This is a genomic window from Amycolatopsis benzoatilytica AK 16/65 (assembly GCF_000383915.1).
Taxonomy (GTDB): Bacteria; Actinomycetota; Actinomycetes; order Mycobacteriales; family Pseudonocardiaceae; genus Amycolatopsis; species Amycolatopsis benzoatilytica.
Genome location: NZ_KB912942.1, coordinates 7,019,169 through 7,038,764, shown reverse-complemented (window position 1 = coordinate 7,038,764; position 19,596 = coordinate 7,019,169). Strand labels below are relative to the sequence as shown.

General features: G+C 67.1%; 24 protein-coding genes. 12 read left to right on the top strand and 12 right to left on the bottom strand.

From position 1 onward, the window contains the following. Nucleotide 1: 1 nt before the first annotated feature. From AMYBE_RS0132775 to AMYBE_RS0132765, 3 genes are all read right to left on the bottom strand, one after another. A complete protein-coding gene (locus tag AMYBE_RS0132775) occupies nucleotides 2-712 on the bottom strand; it encodes an SAF domain-containing protein (RefSeq protein WP_020663625.1) in 711 nt (236 codons plus the stop codon). A 116-nt stretch (nucleotides 713-828) separates the two neighbouring features. Next, the gene (locus AMYBE_RS0132770) at nucleotides 829-1,887 is read right to left on the bottom strand and encodes a hypothetical protein (protein WP_020663624.1); all 1,059 of its coding nucleotides are present in this window, start codon (nucleotides 1,885-1,887) and stop codon (nucleotides 829-831) included. Beyond that, the gene (locus AMYBE_RS0132765; RefSeq protein WP_245573293.1) at nucleotides 1,881-2,297 is read right to left on the bottom strand and encodes a hypothetical protein; all 417 of its coding nucleotides are present in this window, start codon (nucleotides 2,295-2,297) and stop codon (nucleotides 1,881-1,883) included. Before AMYBE_RS0132765 ends, AMYBE_RS0132770 begins: the two co-directional genes overlap by 7 nt. A gap of 444 nt (nucleotides 2,298-2,741) precedes the next feature. Between AMYBE_RS0132765 and AMYBE_RS0132760 the strand changes: the two genes are divergently transcribed. After that, nucleotides 2,742-3,380, top strand: a complete 639-nt coding sequence (locus AMYBE_RS0132760) for a prepilin peptidase (RefSeq protein ID WP_020663622.1) — start codon at nucleotides 2,742-2,744, stop codon at nucleotides 3,378-3,380. A 75-nt stretch (nucleotides 3,381-3,455) separates the two neighbouring features. After that, nucleotides 3,456-3,869 carry a hypothetical protein gene (locus AMYBE_RS0132755; protein WP_154676373.1) on the top strand — a complete coding sequence of 138 codons (414 nt, stop codon included), beginning with the start codon at nucleotides 3,456-3,458 and terminating at the stop codon, nucleotides 3,867-3,869. Between the two features lie 26 nt (nucleotides 3,870-3,895). Here AMYBE_RS0132755 and AMYBE_RS45220 read toward each other — a convergent pair whose 3' ends face one another. From AMYBE_RS45220 to AMYBE_RS0132740, 3 genes are all read right to left on the bottom strand, one after another. After that, complete coding sequence (locus AMYBE_RS45220) at nucleotides 3,896-4,471, bottom strand: hypothetical protein (RefSeq protein WP_020663620.1); 576 nt, start codon at nucleotides 4,469-4,471, stop codon at nucleotides 3,896-3,898. 184 nt (nucleotides 4,472-4,655) lie between these two features. Further along, entirely contained in the window at nucleotides 4,656-5,069 is a 414-nt protein-coding gene (locus tag AMYBE_RS0132745; protein WP_020663619.1) for a DUF397 domain-containing protein, read from the bottom strand. Beyond that, the gene (locus tag AMYBE_RS0132740; protein WP_245573292.1) at nucleotides 5,066-5,980 is read right to left on the bottom strand and encodes a Scr1 family TA system antitoxin-like transcriptional regulator; all 915 of its coding nucleotides are present in this window, start codon (nucleotides 5,978-5,980) and stop codon (nucleotides 5,066-5,068) included. Before AMYBE_RS0132740 ends, AMYBE_RS0132745 begins: the two co-directional genes overlap by 4 nt. A 997-nt stretch (nucleotides 5,981-6,977) precedes the next feature. On the opposite strand from AMYBE_RS0132740, the gene AMYBE_RS43555 reads away from it, so the two are divergent. The 10 genes from AMYBE_RS43555 (at nucleotide 6,978) to serS (ending at nucleotide 14,345) form a co-directional block, all read left to right on the top strand. After that, the gene (locus AMYBE_RS43555) at nucleotides 6,978-7,487 is read left to right on the top strand and encodes a hypothetical protein (protein WP_020663616.1); all 510 of its coding nucleotides are present in this window, start codon (nucleotides 6,978-6,980) and stop codon (nucleotides 7,485-7,487) included. A 164-nt stretch (nucleotides 7,488-7,651) separates the two neighbouring features. Further along, nucleotides 7,652-7,906, top strand: a complete 255-nt coding sequence (locus AMYBE_RS0132720; RefSeq protein WP_020663614.1) for a hypothetical protein — start codon at nucleotides 7,652-7,654, stop codon at nucleotides 7,904-7,906. Then, nucleotides 7,903-8,571, top strand: a complete 669-nt coding sequence (locus AMYBE_RS42785) for a bifunctional DNA primase/polymerase (protein WP_020663613.1) — start codon at nucleotides 7,903-7,905, stop codon at nucleotides 8,569-8,571. Before AMYBE_RS0132720 ends, AMYBE_RS42785 begins: the two co-directional genes overlap by 4 nt. Beyond that, a complete protein-coding gene (locus tag AMYBE_RS0132710) occupies nucleotides 8,568-9,032 on the top strand; it encodes a hypothetical protein (RefSeq protein WP_020663612.1) in 465 nt (154 codons plus the stop codon). Before AMYBE_RS42785 ends, AMYBE_RS0132710 begins: the two co-directional genes overlap by 4 nt. Then, on the top strand, nucleotides 9,032-9,154 hold the full coding sequence (locus AMYBE_RS45215) for a lasso RiPP family leader peptide-containing protein (RefSeq protein ID WP_020663611.1): 123 nt from the start codon (nucleotides 9,032-9,034) through the stop codon (nucleotides 9,152-9,154). Before AMYBE_RS0132710 ends, AMYBE_RS45215 begins: the two co-directional genes overlap by 1 nt. Before the next feature lie 8 nt (nucleotides 9,155-9,162). Continuing rightward, nucleotides 9,163-11,118, top strand: coding sequence for an albusnodin/ikarugamycin family macrolactam cyclase (locus tag AMYBE_RS42780; RefSeq protein ID WP_084470251.1), 1,956 nt, complete (start codon nucleotides 9,163-9,165; stop codon nucleotides 11,116-11,118). After that, the gene (locus tag AMYBE_RS0132695) at nucleotides 11,115-11,381 is read left to right on the top strand and encodes a lasso peptide biosynthesis PqqD family chaperone (protein ID WP_020663609.1); all 267 of its coding nucleotides are present in this window, start codon (nucleotides 11,115-11,117) and stop codon (nucleotides 11,379-11,381) included. The genes AMYBE_RS42780 and AMYBE_RS0132695 overlap by 4 nt, the downstream gene beginning before the upstream one ends. Nucleotides 11,382-11,386: 5 nt before the next feature. Further along, complete coding sequence (locus AMYBE_RS0132690) at nucleotides 11,387-11,809, top strand: lasso peptide biosynthesis B2 protein (RefSeq protein ID WP_027928245.1); 423 nt, start codon at nucleotides 11,387-11,389, stop codon at nucleotides 11,807-11,809. 28 nt (nucleotides 11,810-11,837) lie between these two features. Continuing rightward, on the top strand, nucleotides 11,838-12,875 hold the full coding sequence (locus tag AMYBE_RS42775; RefSeq protein WP_020663607.1) for a methyltransferase domain-containing protein: 1,038 nt from the start codon (nucleotides 11,838-11,840) through the stop codon (nucleotides 12,873-12,875). Nucleotides 12,876-13,082: 207 nt separating this feature from the next. Next, nucleotides 13,083-14,345 carry a serine--tRNA ligase gene (gene serS / locus AMYBE_RS0132680; protein ID WP_020663606.1) on the top strand — a complete coding sequence of 421 codons (1,263 nt, stop codon included), beginning with the start codon at nucleotides 13,083-13,085 and terminating at the stop codon, nucleotides 14,343-14,345. A 54-nt stretch (nucleotides 14,346-14,399) separates the two neighbouring features. Here the strand turns inward: serS and AMYBE_RS44385 are convergent, their stop codons facing one another. The 6 genes from AMYBE_RS44385 to AMYBE_RS0132645 form a co-directional block, all read right to left on the bottom strand. Beyond that, nucleotides 14,400-15,320, bottom strand: a complete 921-nt coding sequence (locus AMYBE_RS44385; RefSeq protein ID WP_169515285.1) for a phytanoyl-CoA dioxygenase family protein — start codon at nucleotides 15,318-15,320, stop codon at nucleotides 14,400-14,402. A gap of 13 nt (nucleotides 15,321-15,333) precedes the next feature. Next, entirely contained in the window at nucleotides 15,334-16,305 is a 972-nt protein-coding gene (locus AMYBE_RS46965) for a glycosyltransferase family 2 protein (protein WP_084470247.1), read from the bottom strand. Beyond that, a complete protein-coding gene (locus tag AMYBE_RS44375; protein ID WP_084470245.1) occupies nucleotides 16,302-17,495 on the bottom strand; it encodes a M20 family metallopeptidase in 1,194 nt (397 codons plus the stop codon). Before AMYBE_RS44375 ends, AMYBE_RS46965 begins: the two co-directional genes overlap by 4 nt. After that, complete coding sequence (locus AMYBE_RS0132655; RefSeq protein ID WP_020663602.1) at nucleotides 17,492-18,307, bottom strand: hypothetical protein; 816 nt, start codon at nucleotides 18,305-18,307, stop codon at nucleotides 17,492-17,494. Before AMYBE_RS0132655 ends, AMYBE_RS44375 begins: the two co-directional genes overlap by 4 nt. Nucleotides 18,308-18,400: 93 nt before the next feature. Then, complete coding sequence (locus AMYBE_RS0132650) at nucleotides 18,401-19,282, bottom strand: IS3 family transposase (protein ID WP_020661425.1); 882 nt, start codon at nucleotides 19,280-19,282, stop codon at nucleotides 18,401-18,403. Continuing rightward, on the bottom strand, nucleotides 19,279-19,590 hold the full coding sequence (locus AMYBE_RS0132645) for a transposase (RefSeq protein WP_020661426.1): 312 nt from the start codon (nucleotides 19,588-19,590) through the stop codon (nucleotides 19,279-19,281). Before AMYBE_RS0132645 ends, AMYBE_RS0132650 begins: the two co-directional genes overlap by 4 nt. Nucleotides 19,591-19,596: the final 6 nt, after the last annotated feature.

Below are 19,596 nucleotides of genomic sequence, written 5' to 3'. Positions count from 1 at the left end.
ATCACTGACCACTTCCCGCAAGCATCACGATCGACAACTGGCCCGCGGGCACGGCGGCGACCTGGCGGGCGGCGGCCTGGGACAGCTGCACCGACACCACCGTGACCTGCTGATTCGCCGGACTGGTCACGCTGGTGACCACCGCCGGCCACACCGTCGTGGAATCCGGCGTCGGCGGGCTGGCCAGCGCGGCGCCCGACTGGCCGGGCACGAACACCACCGACACGTGGCTGCCCGGCGACACCTCCACCGGGAACTGGCCCGCCTTCAACGACAACGCCGCGATCGCCTGCCCCGCCGCGGGAACACCGGCACCGCTCACCGCGTCCAGGGTCAGCAGCGCACCAGCGGGCAGGCTCTCCGACATCGTCTTCCCCACCACACTGGCCGCCTGGCTGGAGTCCACAACAGACACGCCGGGGTCGACGGCGACGTTGACCTGCTTGAGATCCTGCGCGGTCAGCACCTGCCCGACCGCCACCGGCCGGGCCAACGCCAAGACGGGTTCCCGGTTCCCGGAGTTCAGCGACACCACCAGGAACGCGGCGGCACAGGCCAGCACGAGCAGGGCGCCCAGCAGCAGGTGCGGGACGCTGCGGCGCCGTTTCGTTCCGCGCAGCCGCGAGGCGGGCTTCTTGCCGTCCGCGACCCAAGAACCACTGGCCGGCGCCGTGCGTCGGTCGGTGTCCGGCTGCGTGATGTTGGTGGTCACGCCGGTACCTCCTCCGGGCATGGGGGTAGTGCGCCGCGTCGCCGAGGTTGTTCAGCGAGCGGAAGGACGAGCTGTTGTTTGTGTTGTTATGACAGGAGGTGCTGCCCCTGTGAGGGTCAGCCGCCGCCGTTGTTGTTGAGGGCTTGGGACTCCGCGACCCGGAAGGCCGCGTTGCCGGTCGTGGTCATGTCCGGGAAGGTTCCGCCCTGGCCCGCGCCCGCCCAGGTGACCGTCCAGTGCACCGTCGCGGTGACCGGAAACGCTTGTCCCGCCTGGCTCGCCGAGGAGGCGTGGTAGGTGTGGCCGCAGTCCGGCGAGGACGCCTTCGGGTCCGTGCCCGGCCGGAACGGGGCGCCCGCCCCGGTGCACGTCACCGTGCTGCCATCACCCATCGACCACGACACCGACGTCGGCGTCGCCACCGCGGTCACCGACACGCCGGGCACCGAGGCGGTCGCCGAGACCGGCCCCCAGCCGCTGGACAGCCACATCCACGTCGGCAGATTCACCAACTGGTCACCGGCCGGGTTCGCCGCGATCGTCGGCGTGGGCAGCCGCAACTGCTTACGCGCCATCGCCGCCAGCTCGGCCGGCGAGGGCAACTGCGCCGCACCGGGCTGCTGCCCATCGGGAATCCACACCGGCGGCCGGTACAAGGCGTCGACGGCCCCCGGACCCGTGCACTTCCACACGTACCAAGCTCCCGGCTGTCCCGGAGCCGGGCCATCCGCCGGCAACGCGAGCACCGCCGTGCGCGCCACGTTGACAGGGCGGGAGAACACCGCAGGCTGCGCTGTCGCGACACCGGAGTCCAGCGGACGGGTGTAGGCGGCGGTGACCACACCACCGGAGGGAGGCTGATAGTCGCTCTTGACGTAAGAGCAGTTCGCCAGATTCGAGTTGCCGATGATCGTGTCACCGGGGTTCGGATCAGTGTTGCCGTTGCCGGAATTACCCGAGCCCGGATGCCCAGGCTTGTTGTCGCCGTTGCCCGAGTTGCCGCCCGGCTTGCCGCTGTCGCCGCCTTTGCCCGCGCCAAGATCGCAGACCGGGGCAGGCATCTGATTGCACATGGTGCTGCCGTAGCCGTCATCGGCGAAAGCCGGTGCCACGCCGCAGATTCCGCCGACAACCACGAGCCCGGTCACGATCGCGATGCTTCGTAGTCTCAGCATGTTCCCGCCTCGTGGACGCCGTACTCCGAGACCTTCCAGGATCCATCCGACTGCTTCTGCACGATCGCGTTGACGAGGTGCCGGCCGCCGGGCGTGTCATTGGCGAGCTGCCCGGTGTCCGCCTTGTACTTCAGCCAATGGGAACCGTCGGAGCAGTCCGTGATCACGATCTTGTTGGGATTGTCAGGCGGGTCCGCAGAAGTCACCGTGGGCTGGAAAGTGGGTTCTCCCTTGGTGACCAGGCCGTTGTAGTGGTCGGCGTACAACGATCGCGACATGTTCGTCAGCGCGATCCCGGTCGCGTACTGGCCCAGCTTCGGTGACTGCCAGTCCGATGTGGTCCCCGCCGCGACGAAGTCCTGCCACATGCCCCGATAAGCCGCGAGCGCATCTTGCTTCGCTCTGTCCACAACGGACAACGTGGTGGTCGGGGAAGCTGAAGTCGACGCCTGTCCGGTTGGTTGTGTCGTGCCACGTGACGGGTCGCTCGCCGTGCCGGAACCACAAGCGGCCAGCGCCAGCACCGCAGCTCCGACCGCGAGCGCCGCCGCCCGGCGTCCCCCCAGGATCACGACATTGCCGGCGACCACAACCCACCCCCAGACGACAGAGGACTTGGACTAACATCAAGTGACACTCACCACGTCTACACCACTGACCCCCACTGACTGCAAAGTGTGCTGGTCACTGACTTTGAAGTCGGAAGGGTAATTTCTACAAATTTCACCCTTTCGGCCTAGTGACAATCACTGTCCGGGGTCGCGTCAGGTAACACTGGGAAGGTGACCAGCAGCTTTCCGGGGGTGACGAGTGGCGATTCGGCTACTTCCTGTTACTGATGGCGGCGCTGACTGATGTCCGCCGCGTTCATCACCGCGTGGACGGGCGTAGGAGTCCTCACGGGCGCGGCGCTTGCGCTCTGCTACCGGCGACTGCTGACGACGGTCCCATCCGCACCGCGCGTCACGCACCCCATGGCCACGCTGCTGACCGCGCTCGCGTTCGGCGGGCTCGCCTGGCGCTTCGGTCACCAGTTCGACCTGCTGCCATACAGCGTCCTCGCCGCCCTCGGCGTCACACTCGGCCTGATCGACCTCATCGAGCAACGACTGCCCAGCGTCCTCGTCTACTCCGGCGCCGCTCTCGTCGGCGCGCTGCTGGCGACCTCAGCGATCCTGCATTCCCGAGGACCAGACCTACTGCGCGGGCTGGCCGGCCTGGCGATCCTCGCGGCCTTCTACCTCGTCCTCGCGCTGGCTTCCAGGGGAGGATTGGGGGCCGGCGACGTGAAATTGGGCGGACTGCTCGGGTTGGCCCTCGGCTGGCTGAGCTGGTCGGCCCTCATCACGGCCACGTTCCTTGGATGGTTCGCCGCGGCCCTCGCGTGGTTGATCCTCCGGCTGGCACGGCGGCAAGCGCGGGGCTCGCCGCTGCCGATGGGGCCGTTCCTGGTGCTGGGGGCCTTTGTCGCCGTGCTGGCTTCCGTTCGTTGACGGCGGAGGTGTTCAACGGCAAGTCGGGGGTGGCCGATACGTTCGCTTCGGCGGTGGCAACTTGGAGGGGGCAGTGTGACGACCGGCAGGACGCTCTTCCTCGAAGTATGGGGCTACGACTATCCATGCTCACAGTGCCAACGCCCGATGACCTGGGTCTTCGGGTTACGGCCGTGGTATCGGCCCGCAGTCGGTGAACTGGTCACCTGCGACAAGCCGATGGCGGTGGACGTCGCCCGCGACATCCTGGAACGCGAAGGCCGCGGCGACCTGGCCGCCCAGTTGCGACCACGCCCGCTCGGTGCGCGCGGTGCGAGTTTCAACCCGAACACCTGCGCGGCGTGCGGTGACCAGGCGGACTGGCATGCGTTGGACGACGTGATCATTCGTGCGCTGCATGACGATTTCCCCGTGCTGGCACGGGCGCGCGTCGAGGTCGCGCGGTGGCGCGAACTGACCCAGGAGCGGACGTACGTGATCGCGTTCTGACGGCGAACGTCGGGCGGCTCAGGGATTCACCGGCCGAGTGCCCACCAAAGCGCCTCGTCGGCGCCGGAGCAGATCGTCCGGTTCTCCTCTGGACGGTAGACGCGCCCGGTGACCAGGTGATGTTCCGCGACGACTTGCTCGGCGGTGGGCGCGCCATGGCTCCATTGCCAGCGGGAGCCGGGGCACACGTCGGCTTGGCCGCGAACCCATAGCAGGGCGTGGCGCTTGCCGTCGATGTAGGGGTCGCCCGCGTGGCTGGCGAGTTGGTCCACCTCGGCCGCGATCTCATGGGCGGGGCGCAGCCGGACGGCGGGGTCCGCGATCCCGAGCGCCCGCGTCACGGTAGCCGGATCCTGCCTGGTGGCCTCGAGGATGTCCAACGCGACGCAGCCTGGCCACGGGTACGGACGCCGCATGCCAGACAGCCAGACTTCCGGTTCGTCGGAGCGGCTGCCATTACGCCACAGCTGAGCGAAGAAACTCCCGATGCCTTCGTCGTAGCCCCAGATGCTCTGCTCGTCCCAGCCTGGCAGGTCCAGCATGTCGGTGAACTCGTAACCAGGTTTGCGCGCGTGGTTCCGGGACGGGTCAGGGGTCGACACGATGTCAGGCCGTTCCTTTCGCCTTACCTGCGTGCGGCTGGGGTCGATGCGGTTCTTGTGGGCCTGCCCTTGGGCAGCGGGCCTGGTGGCGGGTGACGCCGGAGGGGGAGTCGACGTCACCTCCACCACCAGGGGTTCTTGGGGCTAGCGAGGTTCCAGGGAGCGTCGTGCTGGGGCGCGGCGCTCAGCTGGCGAGCGCGGCGAGGGTGGGATGGTCGAACTCGCCCTCACGTACGCCCGCGAGGTAGGTCTGCCACTCGCCACTGGTGTAACACAGCGTTACAGCCGTGTCGGCTCCGCGCAGGATCGCGCCGCCGTCCGGCGTCGTCTCGACGCTCAGCACGCCGTTGGTGCCCACATCGGCGCGCCCGGTCAGTTCGTCCAGCCAGACCATCCACTGGGCGGCCGTGACGGTGATGATCGGTTCCCGTCCGGGGTGGTTGGCGGGATTGCGCCGGTACTTGCTGTCCCGGACCCCTACGCGGTCGCCGTCGAATCGTACTTCGACGCAGTTGTTCGCGTTGGACGAGAAGGATGACTTGAACCAGCCGTTGTGGTTCGGAGCGTTGGGGGGCATCGGGTAGCTCACCTCGATCATGTTATCTCCCTGATGCGCCGCTTGATCAGGTCCAATGACTCCTGTGGGCTCAGGGTACGCCCGAGGGCTTCGGCGTAGGTCAAGCTCAGGTCCCGTACCTGCCCCTCGTCGTCGATGATGCCAGCGGCGGTGACGGTCTCCTGCCACGCCAAGGTAGGCAGGCGGGTGCTGGCGAAGTCGATCAGGTGGAAGGTCGACGCGCCGAACGCGCCGCACCCGGTCGCGGTGAACGGGATGACCCGGAGGTCGACCACATCGGGATGTTCTTCGATGACCTCTGTGAGGTGGATCAGCTGGTCACGTAGGACCTGCGGCCCGCCGGTCTCCTGCATGAGTGCGGCCTGGCTGACGATGGCGGTCAGGTGCAAGGGGTCCTCGCCGGTGATCCTCTCCTGCCGCCGCATCCTCACCTCGACGCGCTGGTCGACCTCGACCTGGCGGATGGTGGTGATCTCGGAAGTCATCAACGCTCGGGCGTACGCCTCGGTCTGCAAGAGACCGGGGATCAGCAGGCTCTCGTACGTTCGGATGGCCTGGGCGCCGTGTTCCAGTCCGTACAGGCGCAGCGTGTCCTCAATGAACAGGGCGGAGTAGCGCGCCCACCAGCCGCGCAGTTTGGCGGCCTCGCGCAGTTCCAGAAGTTCGCGCTGCTCCTCCTCGTCGAACTCGAAGGCGTTCAGCACGCTCTTGAGCTTCTCCTCGGAGAGGATCTTGCGTTCGTTCTCGACCGCTGACCAGTAGTTGCGCGAGAACCCAAGCGTCGCGGTGATCGTCTGCACCTCCATGCCCAGCTGGTCACGGCGCTGGCGCAGCCGGAGCGCAAGTTCCCAGCTCGCGACTGTGGGAGATGAGGGTGGCATGCCCGTTCCTTCCGGCTGAAGCGATCCGCGTGCGCACAGGTAATCGTACACCGGACCTGTTCGCAACCCTTGACACTGATGCGATGTTGGTTACTGTAACCAAATCATAGCCCATGTGAAGCATGAGTTATAGCTACTCGATGCGTTCCAGTTGGTTGGCCCGGTAGGAGGTGCTAGCGGTGACTTCATCCGACGTGGCTAGTGCAGGTTTGGCCGGGCTGACGATGCTGGCGGGCCTGGGACTGGCAATCGGCCCGATCTGCGGCCTGAGCTGGTGGTCCGAGCACCGGCGTATCCAGCGAGCCCGCGCCGCGTCCCTCCAGGAACACCGGCCGCACTCTGATCACCCCCCGCTGCCCGGTGAGCAGGAACGGTGCCCCGACCCGACCCTGCTCACCGGGTCTTCCACCAACCCCAGCCCAGTGCGCCACAGCGGCCAACACCCGAACACCGGGGACGTGCGCGGCGCCGACGCACGGATGGCCACGCTGGGCGCACCTTCCCGCCGACCCGTACGACCAGGCCGCCGTTCCCGCAGGCGGCCAGGCACCGCGACCCCGAGCGCGGGGTCGTACGGGTCGGCCCCGGCCCACGGCGAGCGGTGACCCCACGATGGGCAGGCACCAGCGCACGACATCGGTAATCCGACTCCTGGCCCGGTTGGGATGGCAGCGTGACGCCGACCTATGGACGGTCCGCTGCCGTGACGGGCGCGGCCGACGAGCACGCCTGCGCGTCCAACTCACAACGAACGGGGTCGCCCTGACTCCATCCTCGCCGGGGCCATGGCTGCTAACTCCCCTGGAAGCCGGGCGCCTGCGCGCAGCCGTGCGAGACGCGCTACTCAGCTTCGACCGGCTCGGCGGCGGCGAACACGGCGATGTCGCCGCCCGTCCCAGCGCACGAGCCAACCAACCGGTGGTGCCGCACCAAGCCGGCACGCCGGCTGTCCGCCAGCACCTTCAGCTCGATCCGCCCGCACGGCCCTCGGTGGCCGAGATCGCTTCCCGCGCCGCTGCACCAGCGGCATCTCCCTTGGAGGTCAGCCATGACCATCGCGATGCCACGCCCCCAGACCAGCACACCCGCCGCACCCCAGTGGCTGCGTGACCTGGCCGCCGCCCGCACCCAGTACGAGGAACTCCTCGGCTGGCCGGTCACGATCGACGTGACGCCGCGCAGGCTGGCGGTGGCTGTCGGGCAGGCGCTGGACGCCGTGACCATGCCCGCCACGCTTGGTGCCAGCGTGCTGGCCGAACTGCAGATCTCCATGCTCGCCGGCCCGGTGATCGCCGACCCCGGCGGTGGCACGTGGTGGACGTTCCTCACCGCCCCCGCAGCCAGGTCTCGGCCCGACCTTCCCGCCGAACTGCACGCCCGAAAGGTCCACCTCACGCCTCGGGGCGCGCACGTGATCGTCCCCAAACACATCGGGGACGGCGAATCGTCGCAGTGGATCTCACCACCCCAGCCACACCGGGACTTGCCGCCGTGGTCGGTCGTCATCGGCGCGACCCGGCGCGTGGTCGACCACCTGGCCTCCGCCGACAACGGCTGACCGCCGTCCGCCGCCCTGAATCCGAGCCACGTCCCGGAGGTTCTCGTGAGCGCCGTGCACGACGCCACCCACGCCGAGGTGCGCGCGATCCCCTCGACGACGCGTGCGCACCTCGGCTCGGGTCGGACCGCGACCGCTGATCAGCTCGCGGCAGGCGGCTACTGATGGTGGCGCGGGACGATCGAGAGTTCTTGGCGCGCGTGGCACGCATCAACCAGGCCCTGGCCGCCAGCGCGCTGCCCCTGATCAACAACACGCTGGATGACCACGACCTCCACGGGCTCGGCGCAGAGCTGATCGCGATCGGCGAGGAGTTCCTCCAGCGAGCGCACCGCGCCCTCGACACCGGCCAGTCCACCGACGTGATCGACGGAGAGATCGTAGCCACGACAGACACTCCACACAGGACGATGTCGTGATCGGGCGGTTTCACCCCGAACCGGGCAGGCTGCTCGGTGAGATCCGCGACGCCGCCATGGACTACGTCGAGCACGGATGGCACATCCAGCCGGGTACCTATCAAGTCCACGGGTCCCGCCATTGGCATGGCCACCCGCACGCTGACGGTCTAGAACCCATCGCCCACCCGTGGAGCGACGCCGGCATCGCGGACACCGACCTCGCGTGCGAGGTGTGGACGCGGCGTCCCTACGCGATCCTGCTAGCCTGCGGCCCCGTCGTCGACGCGCTTGAAATCCCCGCCGCGCTGGGAGCGGGTCTCACGCAGCCGCTGCGTGCCGCTGACTGCCTGCCACCGACCGTTGTCACCCCGTTCGGCACCTGGCTACTGCTGACCAGCCCCGGCGAACCAATACGACTCGATCTCGCCCAGCAGCCCGGTATCGGCGTCCGGCGCAGGGGGACATGGATCGCGCTGCCTCCCACGACACACGGCCACCTGCCCTACCGATGGCGCATGCATCCTCGCGCAGTGGGCTGGTCAGTGCCCAGCGCGCGAGCAGTCCAGCACGTCCTCGCCGAAGCGGTCACGCCCGCGTACCGCCGATCGCCTCATGCCGGGGCTGCGGGCCTGGCGCGGCTGCCGTTCGGGCAGGACGGCGGATCAGGTGGTGGGACGCGATGAACGACGACGCCAGCCAGGCCGCCGATGACGAGCGTGCCGCGATCGACCGCATCGCCCGGCTGCGGGCCATTGGTTTCGCGGTGGTCCCCCTTCCCAACCTCCTCGGCTATGTCGACGGACTGCTCGCCACGCGATTCCGCGACGGCTGCGTCGAATCGGTGATGATCCGCGGACCGGAGTGCGCTATCGCCACCCAAGTCCCCAACGTCTTCGACCCGGCCAACCCGTTCGCCGAGCCAGAAGCCCTCTGGAGCCGCGCCGAAACCGTCGTGAAGGTCGTTGACGAGATCCTCACCGAGCCTGGCCGCGTCCAGATCCGCCCGCCTCCTCCCGTCAGGACGTCGCGGGCACCCCGTCACCGCAAGCCGCCGCCGGGCGTGGCGGCACCGGCACGCGAGCCGGTGTGGCCGTCCCAGGAACCCCCGACCACCGCGCCACCCACCGACACGGAGAGGAGGTGATGGATGTGGACACCCAGCCCTACGAGCCGCCGGAGCTGACCGACCTCGGCGAGGTCACCGAGTTCACCCTCGGCAACGCCGCCGACGACACGGCTGACATGAACACCGCCCGCTACTACTGACCGGCCCGATGCCGAGGCGGCCCGAACCATGCGTGTTCGGGCCGCCTCCGCTCCTTGGCACGCAAGGGTTCCCGATGACTGGCACTGGCACCGCAGCACCCCGATGTTTCCTCGGTTGGGTTGGACCAACACCGCAACCACCGACGCTACCCACCGGGCGCACGCCCGTATGGGCATCCTCAAGACCATTGTGGACAGTCGGCGACTGGGGAGCACACGAGGTGCGGACCGTCACCGAATACCCTGTGCGGGCGACGTTCCTGGGCACCTGCCTGGCAACCGATGACGAACTCCACCACGTCCTGCGGGCCGCGGTGTCCGAGTCCCGGCTCGACGTTCTGCAAGAACTACCGGGCTCCTACGCCGTGGTGGCCGACGACGGTCACACCGTGCACGTGCTCACCGACCGCGCCGGCCTGCACCCGGTCTTCCACATCCGCTTCGGCGAGGGCACCCTGTTCGCCTCCAACGCGCTCCCGCTGGCCGCCCTCCACCACCGAAACCTCGGCGAAGGCGTCAACCCCGCAGCCGTCGCGGCGGGCCTGTTCCTCCCCGATCTTCCCGATCCGTTCGGACCGGCCAGCGTGTTTCGCGGCGTCGAACGCACCGGCCCCGCCCACGCGCTGGCACTGCACCCACAGCGCCCCGCCCAAACGCGCCGACTCACGAGCACGGTGCAACCGGCCAACACCGAGGAAGCACGCTCCCTCCTTCGTGACGCCCTGCGGACCGCCGTCGACCGCCGGGTACACGGCGCGAGCAACCTGAGCACGGACCTGTCCGGGGGCCTGGACTCCTCCACCCTCGCCGTGCTCGCCGCCCAGGCCGGCGGCGTGCCGGTCGCCGTCACCTACGCCGACCCGTACGCGATCAACGACGAGGACGTCCACTTCGCCCGCAGCATCGCGGTCACCGAGCCCCGGCTGCACCACGTCGTCATGGCCGGCGACGACACCACGCTCCCGTTCACCGCGATGGACTCCACGCCGGTCACCGACGAACCCAGCCTCGACACGGTGATCATCGCCAGGACCCGGCACCGCCTCACCCCGGCACTCGCTCACCACAGCCAGTGCCACCTGACCGGCGACGGCGGCGATGTCGTCCTCACCGCGCCGGGCCTGACCTACCTGGGCGACCTCGCCCGCGCCCGACATCGGCGATCACTGCGCCACGAAACCAGCGGATGGGCACGCCTGCGGCACCATCCAGCCCGCCAGGTTCGCCGCGCCGCGCACAAACTAGCCCGCACGTCCTGGCCCGACACGCTCCGGCACCTCGCCGACCAGCTCACCAACCCCCACCTGACCACCCCAGCCCGGCGGACACTGGCCGAACACCTTGCCTGGGCCGCGTTGTCCCCAGCAGCCTCATGGGGAACCCTGCGCACCCGGCGAGGACTGGCCGGCCGACTCTATGCCGCAGCGGCCCAGCTCCCGAACGGCATTCGTCCCGACTGCGCGGACGCGGTCGCGCAGCGCGCGATCCGCTGGCACGGCGCGGCCACCCGCGGCTTCAGCCAGATCACTCGAGCCCTGGGCACCCCCGTGCAGGCGCCTTTCCTGGACAACCAGGTCATCAACGCCTGCCTGACCGTCACCGCCGTCGAGCGCACCACCGTCGACCAAGCGAAACCGCTGCTGGCCGCCGCCGTCGGCGACCTTATGCCAGCCGGTCTACTGGACCGGCGCACCAAGGGCGACTACACCGCCTGCGAGTACCACGGCCTGCGCGCCAACGCCGACACACTCCGGGCGCTGCTGGCCCATCCACGGCTCGCCGACCTGGACATCCTCAACCCCGACGGCCCCCGCGAGGCCCTGCGACTCGGTTTGGCCGGCGCGACCGCCCCGCTCGGCGGGCTCGGCGCGGTCATCGCCACCGAAACCTGGCTACGCACCCTGGACACCCTCGACCCCACCGGATGGTGGGAACCTCACACCCCACAGGAGGAACAACAGTGAACGCCCTCGCACCCGCACCGAACGTGCACCACGTCAGCACCACCGACGGAACAGTGCTCCTGGACACCGAGCGAGGCCGGTTGTACGGCATCAACCCCACCGGCAGCGCCATCTGGAAAGCCCTGTCCGACGGCCACAGCGTTGAGCAGATCACCCGCGACCTGACCGCCCGCTTCGACGCCCCACCCGACCGCGTCCGCGCCGACGTCACCACCCTGGTCGCCCAGCTTCGCGACCGCGGACTGCTCGACACCACCGGCTGACCGCCATGAGCACCCCCATGGCACTCGACGCCACCGGCCGCACATCGCCAGCGAGCCGAAGCGACCGGCTGCTCGCGCCGCTGTGCCTCATCCTGGCCAGCAGCCTTCTCCGGCTCCGCTTCGGCCGCGTCCTCGCCCTCGCCCGCTGGACCACCCGACGATGCCGCCGACCCGCGACCCTCGCCGAGGCGACCAGCATGACCAGCGCCATCCGCGCCGCCGCCCGCCACCGCGCGGGCCGCGTGGCCTGCCTGGAACGCTCCCTGGCCACCGTCATCCTCGCCGGGCTCCACCGCCGTTCGGTCCAGTGGTGCATCGGCGCACGCCTCATGCCCTACGCCTCACACGCCTGGGTCGAGCTCGACGGGCACCCGGTCGGCGAGCCCGAGCACCGTGACCGCCCCTACCACGTCCTCGTCCGCATATAACCCCGCATTCCGCCCACAAAGGATCACTATGCCCAGTTACTCGCCCGCCCTCACCGCCGCGCTGGCCGCCATCGACGAAGACGCCTTCGTCCGCCGCACCGACGGCACCCTCGTCGCGCAAAGCTCGTCACAACAGATCATCGCCGACCTGATCAACCGCCTCGACCTCCAACCCGGCATGACCGTGCTGGAAATCGGCACCGGTACCGGTTACTCCACCGCCCTGCTCGCCCACCTCGCCGGCGCCGAGGGCCACATCGTCAGCGTCGACGTCGTCACCGAACTCGTCGACCGCGCCCGCACGCTCCTACCGGCCCACGGCTACCCCAACACCACCGTCCTGCGTGCCGACGGCGTCCAAGGAGCCCCCGAACACGGCCCGTTCGACCGCATCATCGCCTGGGCCACCGCCCCACACCTGCCCGCCGCCTGGATCACCCAGCTCGCCTTCAACGGCGTGATCGTCGCACCGATCGCGTTGGCACCGATCAGCAAAAGCGGAATCGGCACCCGCATCAGGCTCACCGACGACACCACCCCGTACATCGACCAACTCTTCCCCGCGGGGTTCGTCGAGATGCACGGCCAAGAACTCGACCAATGGCTCATCCCGCCCTACGGCATCGACGTCGCCTGCCGAGACGACACCGGCCGAGCCTCCTGGCTATCCAGCCCATGGCTACGCAGCCCCGAGCAATACCTCCAGGGACAGCACCTACTCGACAACCTGGCCACCAAACGGCGCGAGATCAGCGGCCCCCTGGAACCGGGCGAGCCCGCCGCCGACTTCCGCGCCTGGCTGCTCACCACCCAACCCGACGGACTCACCACCGCTGCGCTCGGCGACCCCACCTGGCGCATCGGCCACGCCCACCCCACCGGAGCCGCCCTCACCGACACCAGGACCGCCACCACCATGATCACCGCTGGCGATCCTGACGCCATCGACGTACTCCTCACGTGGACCACCAGGTGGCGCGATACCGGACGTCCTGGGCTTGCCGACTTCGGGGCCAACCTCACCGCGTTCCACGATGGCTGGACCGTCAGCGCAGGCGTGGACTGACCCGTTCCACGGGCGTGGAGCTTGCTAGCCGACGCGGTCCACCCCGGCTTCGCCAGCAAGATCGGCAGTAAACCACCTGCGTAACGCGTTGACGACGACCTACAGTTGGAACGCCAGGTCGGCCCGTGGGGTATCTGCTGCGGCTGGTAGCGTCCTGGCGGCAGCGTGTAGCCATGACCAGGATCGATTCGAGGACTGACGCATACCATGCTTGACAAGCGCTTCATCCGGGACAACCCCGATGCGGTGAAGGAAGCCGTCCGCGTTAAGGGCGTCGGCCTGGATGTCGACGAGTTGCTCGCCCTCGATGAGACGACCCGCAAGCTGCAACATGAACTCGACCAAGGCCAGGCCCGAAAGCGAACGCTGTCGAAGGGGTTCGCGAAGGCCGATGCTACTCAGCGTGAGGAGCTGCGCGCGGAAAGCAATGAGCTGGACGCGCAGCTGAAGCAGCTCCGTGACGCACTCGACGAAAGCAACGCACGCCTCACCGACCTTTTGTTGATCACGCCCAACATTCCGTGGGACGAGGCCCCCGTCGGTCCCGATGAGTCCGCGAACGTGACCATCAAGACTTGGGGGCAGAGGCCGGAATTCGATTTCCCGCCACTGGATCATGTTGAGCTGGCCGAGAAGCGTGGCTGGGCGGAATTCGCCAGGGCGCGCAAGGTGGCTGGTGAGCGCGCATACGCCCTGACCGGCGACTTGGTCCTGTTGGAGCGCGCGTTGCACTCCTACGCGCTGGATCTGCTTACAACCAAGGGATTCACTCCAATTTCCGTTCCGGCGCTTGTCAAGGAAGCGCCGCTGGTCGGAAGTGGGATGTTTCCGAAAGGCAGGGAGGAAACGTACGAACTCCCGGCGGACAACGCGTTTCTTGCCGGCACTGCCGAAGTGGCCTTGGTGGGACTGCACTCGGGCGAGATCCTAGACAAAAACCGTCTCCCGATCCTGTACGCCGGTATATCACCGTGCTTTCGACGTGAGATTGGCAGCGCCAGCCGAGATGTTCGTGGCCTTTTGCGGGTACATCAGTTCGAGAAGGTCGAGCAGTTCGTACTCTGTGAAGCCGACGCGGCTGAATCGGCCCGGTGGCACGCGGAGTTGCTGGCGTCTGCCGAACGGATCCTTCAGGACTTGGGGCTGCACTACGAGGTTGTAGAGTGCGCAACCGGTGATATGGGACTTGGCAAGTTCCGCATGAACGACATCAACACCTGGTTCCCATCGCTGGATATGCTGCGCGAGACGCACAGCTGTTCAACACTGCATGATTGGCAAGCTCGTCGGGCGAACCTGCGGTACCGCGACGCTGAGGGCAAGGTCCGTTTCGTGCACACGCTGAACAACACTGCCGTAGCGACTCCGCGTCTGCTCGCTGCTGTAATTGAGAACTACCAGACGAAGGATCACGAGGTTCGCGTCCCTGAGGTGTTGCGTCCCTACCTCGGCAATCGCGAGTTGCTCTGATTCGAAGCCGCCCGGCTTGATCGGCTTCAGACCGGGCCGGGCGGCCAGCGTCGGCTATGCGTGAACGCCGCGGGTTCGGTAATACTTGCCCGCATTTTCCTTACGGAGACCTACTATCCGTCGTGCCTCGGTCGTCGATTGCCAACCGGTCGGCACGTTCTTCCCTACTAGCTCTCCGAATCTCGGAGGATTGCGGTCGAGTACGTCGCTGCCGAGGATCGCCTCGTAGTGCTCCTGAGGCCGCATGTACATGCGGCAGTACAAGGTGGAGAGCGTCAGGCGCAGTCCCGCGTTTCGGCGAGGCTTCGCGCCGTGCCAGGTGTTGCCGTGAAAGACGATCGCCGCGCCGGCTGGTGCCTCGATAGGTATCGCTTCGCGTGCGCCGTCACCTCCGCGGGGCCGATGGCAATAACGATGGCTGCCAGGCACGATCGTCAGACAGCCATCCGCCTCCGTGTAGTCGGTTAGACAATAGTTCACGTTCGCGAGCTGCGCGTACGGTGGGAGCGGGTCGGGCACGTATGCGGTATCCGAGTGGACGCCGAGTGCCGTGTCGCCGCGTCCCTTAATGTACCCAGTCACACTGCTGATCGTGCAGCTTGCGCCGAGGAGGTAGGTGATCAGCGGCAGTGCCACAGGGTGAAGAACAAGCTTTTCGAAGGGTCGACCGCCACGTGCGAGCAAGAGCATTACCTCCTGCGTCCGATCTTCATGCGTCTCACCATCTCCGGCGTCCACCGGATGCCCGTCGTCCTCGCTAGCCAATGTGAGTAGGCCATCGGCTAGATTCTCAATTTCGGTGGCGGTGAGAGCTTTTTCGATGATCGTGTAGCCGGCTGTCTCCAAATCGTAGACATTGCGCTCTAGGTCGTTAGCGCGGATCGAAGTGTCGATATCGGCGAGGTGGTCGCTAATGAACCGGAAGCCGTCTTGGTTTGTCAATTGTGGAGTATCTGTCCTGTCGATAGTGGTCATATCGCCTTCCGTCTCAGACCGCGTCATCGCAAGCCTCCTCTATGTCGAGACGATCCGATATCTGGTCGTTCCTCTGACCTCGAGGCGGGCGCAGTAGGGGCCACTCAACGTCGGCTCTTGTTGGTTTCCACGAACCGGACGCGGAGGGGCTCAGAGCAATCGAGGCCCGAGCGGTGAGTCGCTGTAGGCGATCCTGCGCGTGCATTAGCCAGGAAGTAGGTTCACTTGTAGAGGCAATCGCGAGGTAGCGACGAAACGTCCTCTCAAGCGCCGCCACTTCAGCCTGACGCAACTGCGCGAGTCCCGCCCAGCCACGGCGGCTGCGGAACTTCTGCCGCATCCAGTGTGCGTAGGTGGATGGTGCGGGTGTTCGCACCAACGCGTCCGGTGCGTAGGCGAAGGCTGCACCTTTCTCTATGGCTTGCAGCCCTACAGATGCATCGTCCACAAGCGGTACGAGCAGGCTGTCTGGAAGGAACTGCCGCCTCATGGCGTAGATCGCGCCTGGCAAAGCCCAAAGAAATTCCGGTTGCGCCTTGCGAAAGAGGTCCCATGCGGTCATCGAGACCGACGACCACCTCTCTAATAGGCGCTGCATCGGTGTGCGAGCCTGCCGAAGAACGTCGATCCTTCCAGCAACAATGTCCGCATAGCTTGAGATCATAGGTCGGAGCAAGTGCGCGAAAGCGTTGGGTTCCACCACGACGTCCGCGTCGATGAGGACGAGTACGTGACCGCCCGCTGCCGCGGCACCGGTTTGCAGGGCACGAAACTTCCCTGGCTCGACGGTTGGAACCCAGCGGAGCATCGGGTCGCTCACGGGTGGGGCCGTGTGGACGGGTGACGAACTCGGTGCGATAACCACGACTTCAGTCGGGCAAGGAAGTCTAGACGCGGCCCGGAGGACGGTGGGGAGCGTGGTGGGTAAGGTACCTTCTTCGTTCCGTGCGGGAACCAGGACACTTACGCTGTTGAGTGTGTTCACGCGGCCTGGCCACCTAAGAACTTAAGGGCGGTTAGGGTGAGCTGTCGTTCGGCAATCCGCAACTCGGCGATCGAAACGTACTCGTCTGGGGCATGCGCCTGTTCCAGGCTGCCCGGCCCGTACACAAGTGCTGGAGTCCCGGCCATCGCAAAATACCTTGCGTCAGTGCCTCCGGTGAATGGAAGTGTGCGAATGGATTGTCCTGTAGCTCGCTGTGCCTGAGCGACCGCTTCCGCTAGGCGATGATGAGGATCGATGTAGTGGGACTGGCAACCGCCGCCTTGGTAACGCTCGACGAGAATCGACACCTCACTGGAACGCCGCACCTTGTCCGCGGCGTTCTCGTAGATGGCGAACACGTCGTCGCGTTCCACACCAGGAAGGACGCGAATGTCGCATCGAAGCAGACATTCACCAGGGACGGTGCCGGGATGACCCGCCATCGCGAGATGACCGACGTTGAGACGCGGATGCCCCGGAAACTCTGCGTCCGTCTTGAGGTGCGCGAGGAGTTGCTCGACGTGCGAGACATAGGTCTGAGCGACCCGGAAGGCATCGGTTCCACGCTCGGGATGCCCCGCGTGCGCGGCGCGGCCGACGATCGTGATCTCGGCCCATGCGTTGCCGAGCTGTGCCAACGAGGCTGCGCATCCGGTCGGTTCGGCCACGATAGCTCCGTCAGCGTCGAGCAACCCCAGCCCAAGCAGGTGCTCAGCACCCAACCGGCTTCCGTCCTCCTCGTCGGCAACCGCTTGCACGACCAGTTCGCCCGACCATGTGGAGTCCTTCGTAAGGGCGCGGGCTGCTGCTAGTTGCGCCGCAAGGCCCCCTTTCGTGTCGCATGCCCCGAGTCCGTACAAGAGCCCGTCGCGCTCCTCGGCGCGGAACGGGTCAACGCTCCACAAGTTGGTTGCGCCGCGCGGAGTTGCCGGCTTCGTGTCACTGTGCGCCTGAAATATCAAGCGCGGACCGCTTCCTCGTTTGAGGCGCGCTACTAGGTTCGGACGACCAGGTTCGGCCTCATGCCACTGCACGTCGAACCCTGCTTCGCACAGGACGTCGGCGGCAATGCGTGATACCTGCATTTCATTGCCGGGTGGATTCTCGCTGGGTGCCGCTATCAGGTTGCGGCATAAGTCCACAACATCGATCGGCCCGGTCCCAACAGAAACAGATTCGCTCGCGGTCATTTCTCCCCCTGGATTTCGGACGACGGGCCAAGGAACTCGGTGAGATGCCGTGCACCGGGAAACCGCACCAGCGCACGCGCGTCCATAGTGACCAGACTGCGCCCGGCCAGCCACGCTCTCTTGGCGGCGTTCAAGTCGGCAAGAACGCGCAGCGCTGGCGCGGACAGCAACACCGGCGCCCCTGCAGGGCCATGTAAGGCCGGTAGTGCCTCGCAACGCCGCAGCGCGTCAGCGACCGGGCTGTCGTCGGCGTCGGCAGGGTGGTCCCAAACCACAGAACGGGCCAGTGCTGCGGCTGACGGCGCGAATACCTCGTATGCGGGGACGACCCGAATATTGGCAGGGAGAGGCACTTCGCGCAGCCGTAGGAAGAGCCAGTCAAACACGACGACCGTGAGCTGGCAGCGCCCCCGAGCGTTGATAAGGTCCGCGACCTCGGCGACGGCCTGATCATGCTCTCGGAACAGACCAACGTCGCGAAGGAGGCCGCTGGCACGCTCCAGCGCCGTCGCAAGAGCAGGGTCCTGGATCAGCTCCTTCCCCACTGTGGAGATTCGGGTTTCCAGCTGGTCGACAACGGTGGATGCGGCCCGTCGGAGCATCGGCCCGTAGAGGAGAAGAACGCCCGGCGAGCTCGAGCCTCGCGATGTGGTGTCGGGCGTCGCCGTCAGGAGGTCCCGGACGGCATCGATGGTGATTCTCGCGCCGGCGTCGCGCTCGATCACATCGGCCAGATCGGCAACCCGACGCTCGAAGGCGAGCGGATTCAGCCGCTCACTGACGGACCGGTGCGCCTGCCGAGCGACGGCCACCTGTACTCCTGTAGGGCAGGGCACATGGCACGCGCCGCACTCGATGCACCCTGGGGTTGACCCGTTTTGACGGACAGGGTCGTTGAGGTGTGGTCAGGCTACTTGACGCGTGGTTGTTTCGTAGGTGTTGGGGCTGAGGTAGCCGAGGCTGGAGTGCAGTCGGCGGGTGTTGTACCAGCCTTCGATGTAGTTGAAGATCGCTTTGTGCGCGCTGGCGCGGGTAGGCCAGCTGCGCCGGTCGATCAGTTCTGCTTTGATGGTGGCGAAAAACGATTCGGCGACGGCGTTGTCCCAGCACTGTCCCTTGCGCCCCACCGACAAACGCACGCCGTGCTCGTCGGCGAGAGCGCTGAACTGGGCAGACGTGTATTGGCATCCGCGATCGGAGTGGAAGATCACCCCGGGTTCCGGTCGACGCTGGGCGACGGCGTTGTTGAGCGCGTCGGCGATGAGGCCGGTGCGCAGGTGATCGGCGGTGGCCCAGCCGACGACTCGGCGGGAGCCGAGGTCGATCACCGTGGCCAGATACAGCCAGCCCTCCCAGGTGTGGATATAAGTGATGTCGCCGCACCAGCGAGTGTTGATATCGCTTGTGCTGCAAGAGAAGTCCCGTTTGATCAGATCTGCCGGGGTGCTCGCGGCCGGGTCGGAGACGGTGGTGGTGCGCCACCGTTTCGGCGTTCGTCCGGCGCGGCCGGCGGCGCGCAGGAGCCGGGCGACGCGCTTGCGGGAGTGCCGGTGCCCGCGGTTGCGCAGTTCGGCTTGCACTCGCGGTGTTCCGTAGGTGCCGTTCGACTCGTCGTGGATCGCGGCGATCTCCTCGGTCAGTTCCGTGTCCTGCCGTGCACGGGCGGACGGTCCGGCGGCGCGGTGGGCGTAGTAGGCGGCTCGGGAGATCTTCAACAGGGTGCACGCGCGTTTGACGTTGCCGCCCTCGGCAGCGTTCTCCGCCTCGATGAACGGGTAGACGTTCACCGGATCTCCTTCGCGAAGAAAGCTGTCGCTCGTTTGAGGATCTCCACGTCCTCGGACAAACGGCGGTTCTCCCGCCGCAACCGGGCCAGCTCGTCCCGTTCGTCGCTGGTCAGCCCGTCGGTGCGGGTTCCCGCGTCCAGCTCGGCCTGGGTCACCCACTGCCGGACGGCGGTCTCGGTCAGGTCGAAGTCCTTCGCGACCTGACCGACCGAACGGTCGCCGCGCTGGCACAGTTCGACGATCTCGGCCTTGAACTCCCGCGTGAACGAACGACGAGGTCGAGGCTTCTTCTTGCCCATGGTGTCCATGATGAG

Bases quoted from the DNA above. Each gene is read 5' to 3' on its own strand.
- AMYBE_RS45215 (WP_020663611.1), top strand. From the start codon at position 9,032: ATGGATGTGGACACCCAGCCCTACGAGCCGCCGGAGCTGACCGACCTC.
- AMYBE_RS0132760 (WP_020663622.1), top strand. From the start codon at position 2,742: ATGTCCGCCGCGTTCATCACCGCGTGGACGGGCGTAGGAGTCCTCACG.
- AMYBE_RS0132745 (WP_020663619.1), bottom strand. From the start codon at position 5,069: ATGATCGAGGTGAGCTACCCGATGCCCCCCAACGCTCCGAACCACAAC.
- AMYBE_RS0132710 (WP_020663612.1), top strand. From the start codon at position 8,568: ATGAACGACGACGCCAGCCAGGCCGCCGATGACGAGCGTGCCGCGATC.
- AMYBE_RS42780 (WP_084470251.1), top strand. From the start codon at position 9,163: ATGCCGAGGCGGCCCGAACCATGCGTGTTCGGGCCGCCTCCGCTCCTT.
- AMYBE_RS44375 (WP_084470245.1), bottom strand. From the start codon at position 17,495: ATGACCGCGAGCGAATCTGTTTCTGTTGGGACCGGGCCGATCGATGTT.
- AMYBE_RS42775 (WP_020663607.1), top strand. From the start codon at position 11,838: ATGCCCAGTTACTCGCCCGCCCTCACCGCCGCGCTGGCCGCCATCGAC.
- AMYBE_RS0132690 (WP_027928245.1), top strand. From the start codon at position 11,387: ATGAGCACCCCCATGGCACTCGACGCCACCGGCCGCACATCGCCAGCG.
- AMYBE_RS43555 (WP_020663616.1), top strand. From the start codon at position 6,978: ATGACCATCGCGATGCCACGCCCCCAGACCAGCACACCCGCCGCACCC.
- AMYBE_RS44385 (WP_169515285.1), bottom strand. From the start codon at position 15,320: ATGACCACTATCGACAGGACAGATACTCCACAATTGACAAACCAAGAC.
- AMYBE_RS0132645 (WP_020661426.1), bottom strand. From the start codon at position 19,590: ATGGACACCATGGGCAAGAAGAAGCCTCGACCTCGTCGTTCGTTCACG.
- serS (WP_020663606.1), top strand. From the start codon at position 13,083: ATGCTTGACAAGCGCTTCATCCGGGACAACCCCGATGCGGTGAAGGAA.
- AMYBE_RS0132770 (WP_020663624.1), bottom strand. From the start codon at position 1,887: ATGCTGAGACTACGAAGCATCGCGATCGTGACCGGGCTCGTGGTTGTC.
- AMYBE_RS0132720 (WP_020663614.1), top strand. From the start codon at position 7,652: ATGGTGGCGCGGGACGATCGAGAGTTCTTGGCGCGCGTGGCACGCATC.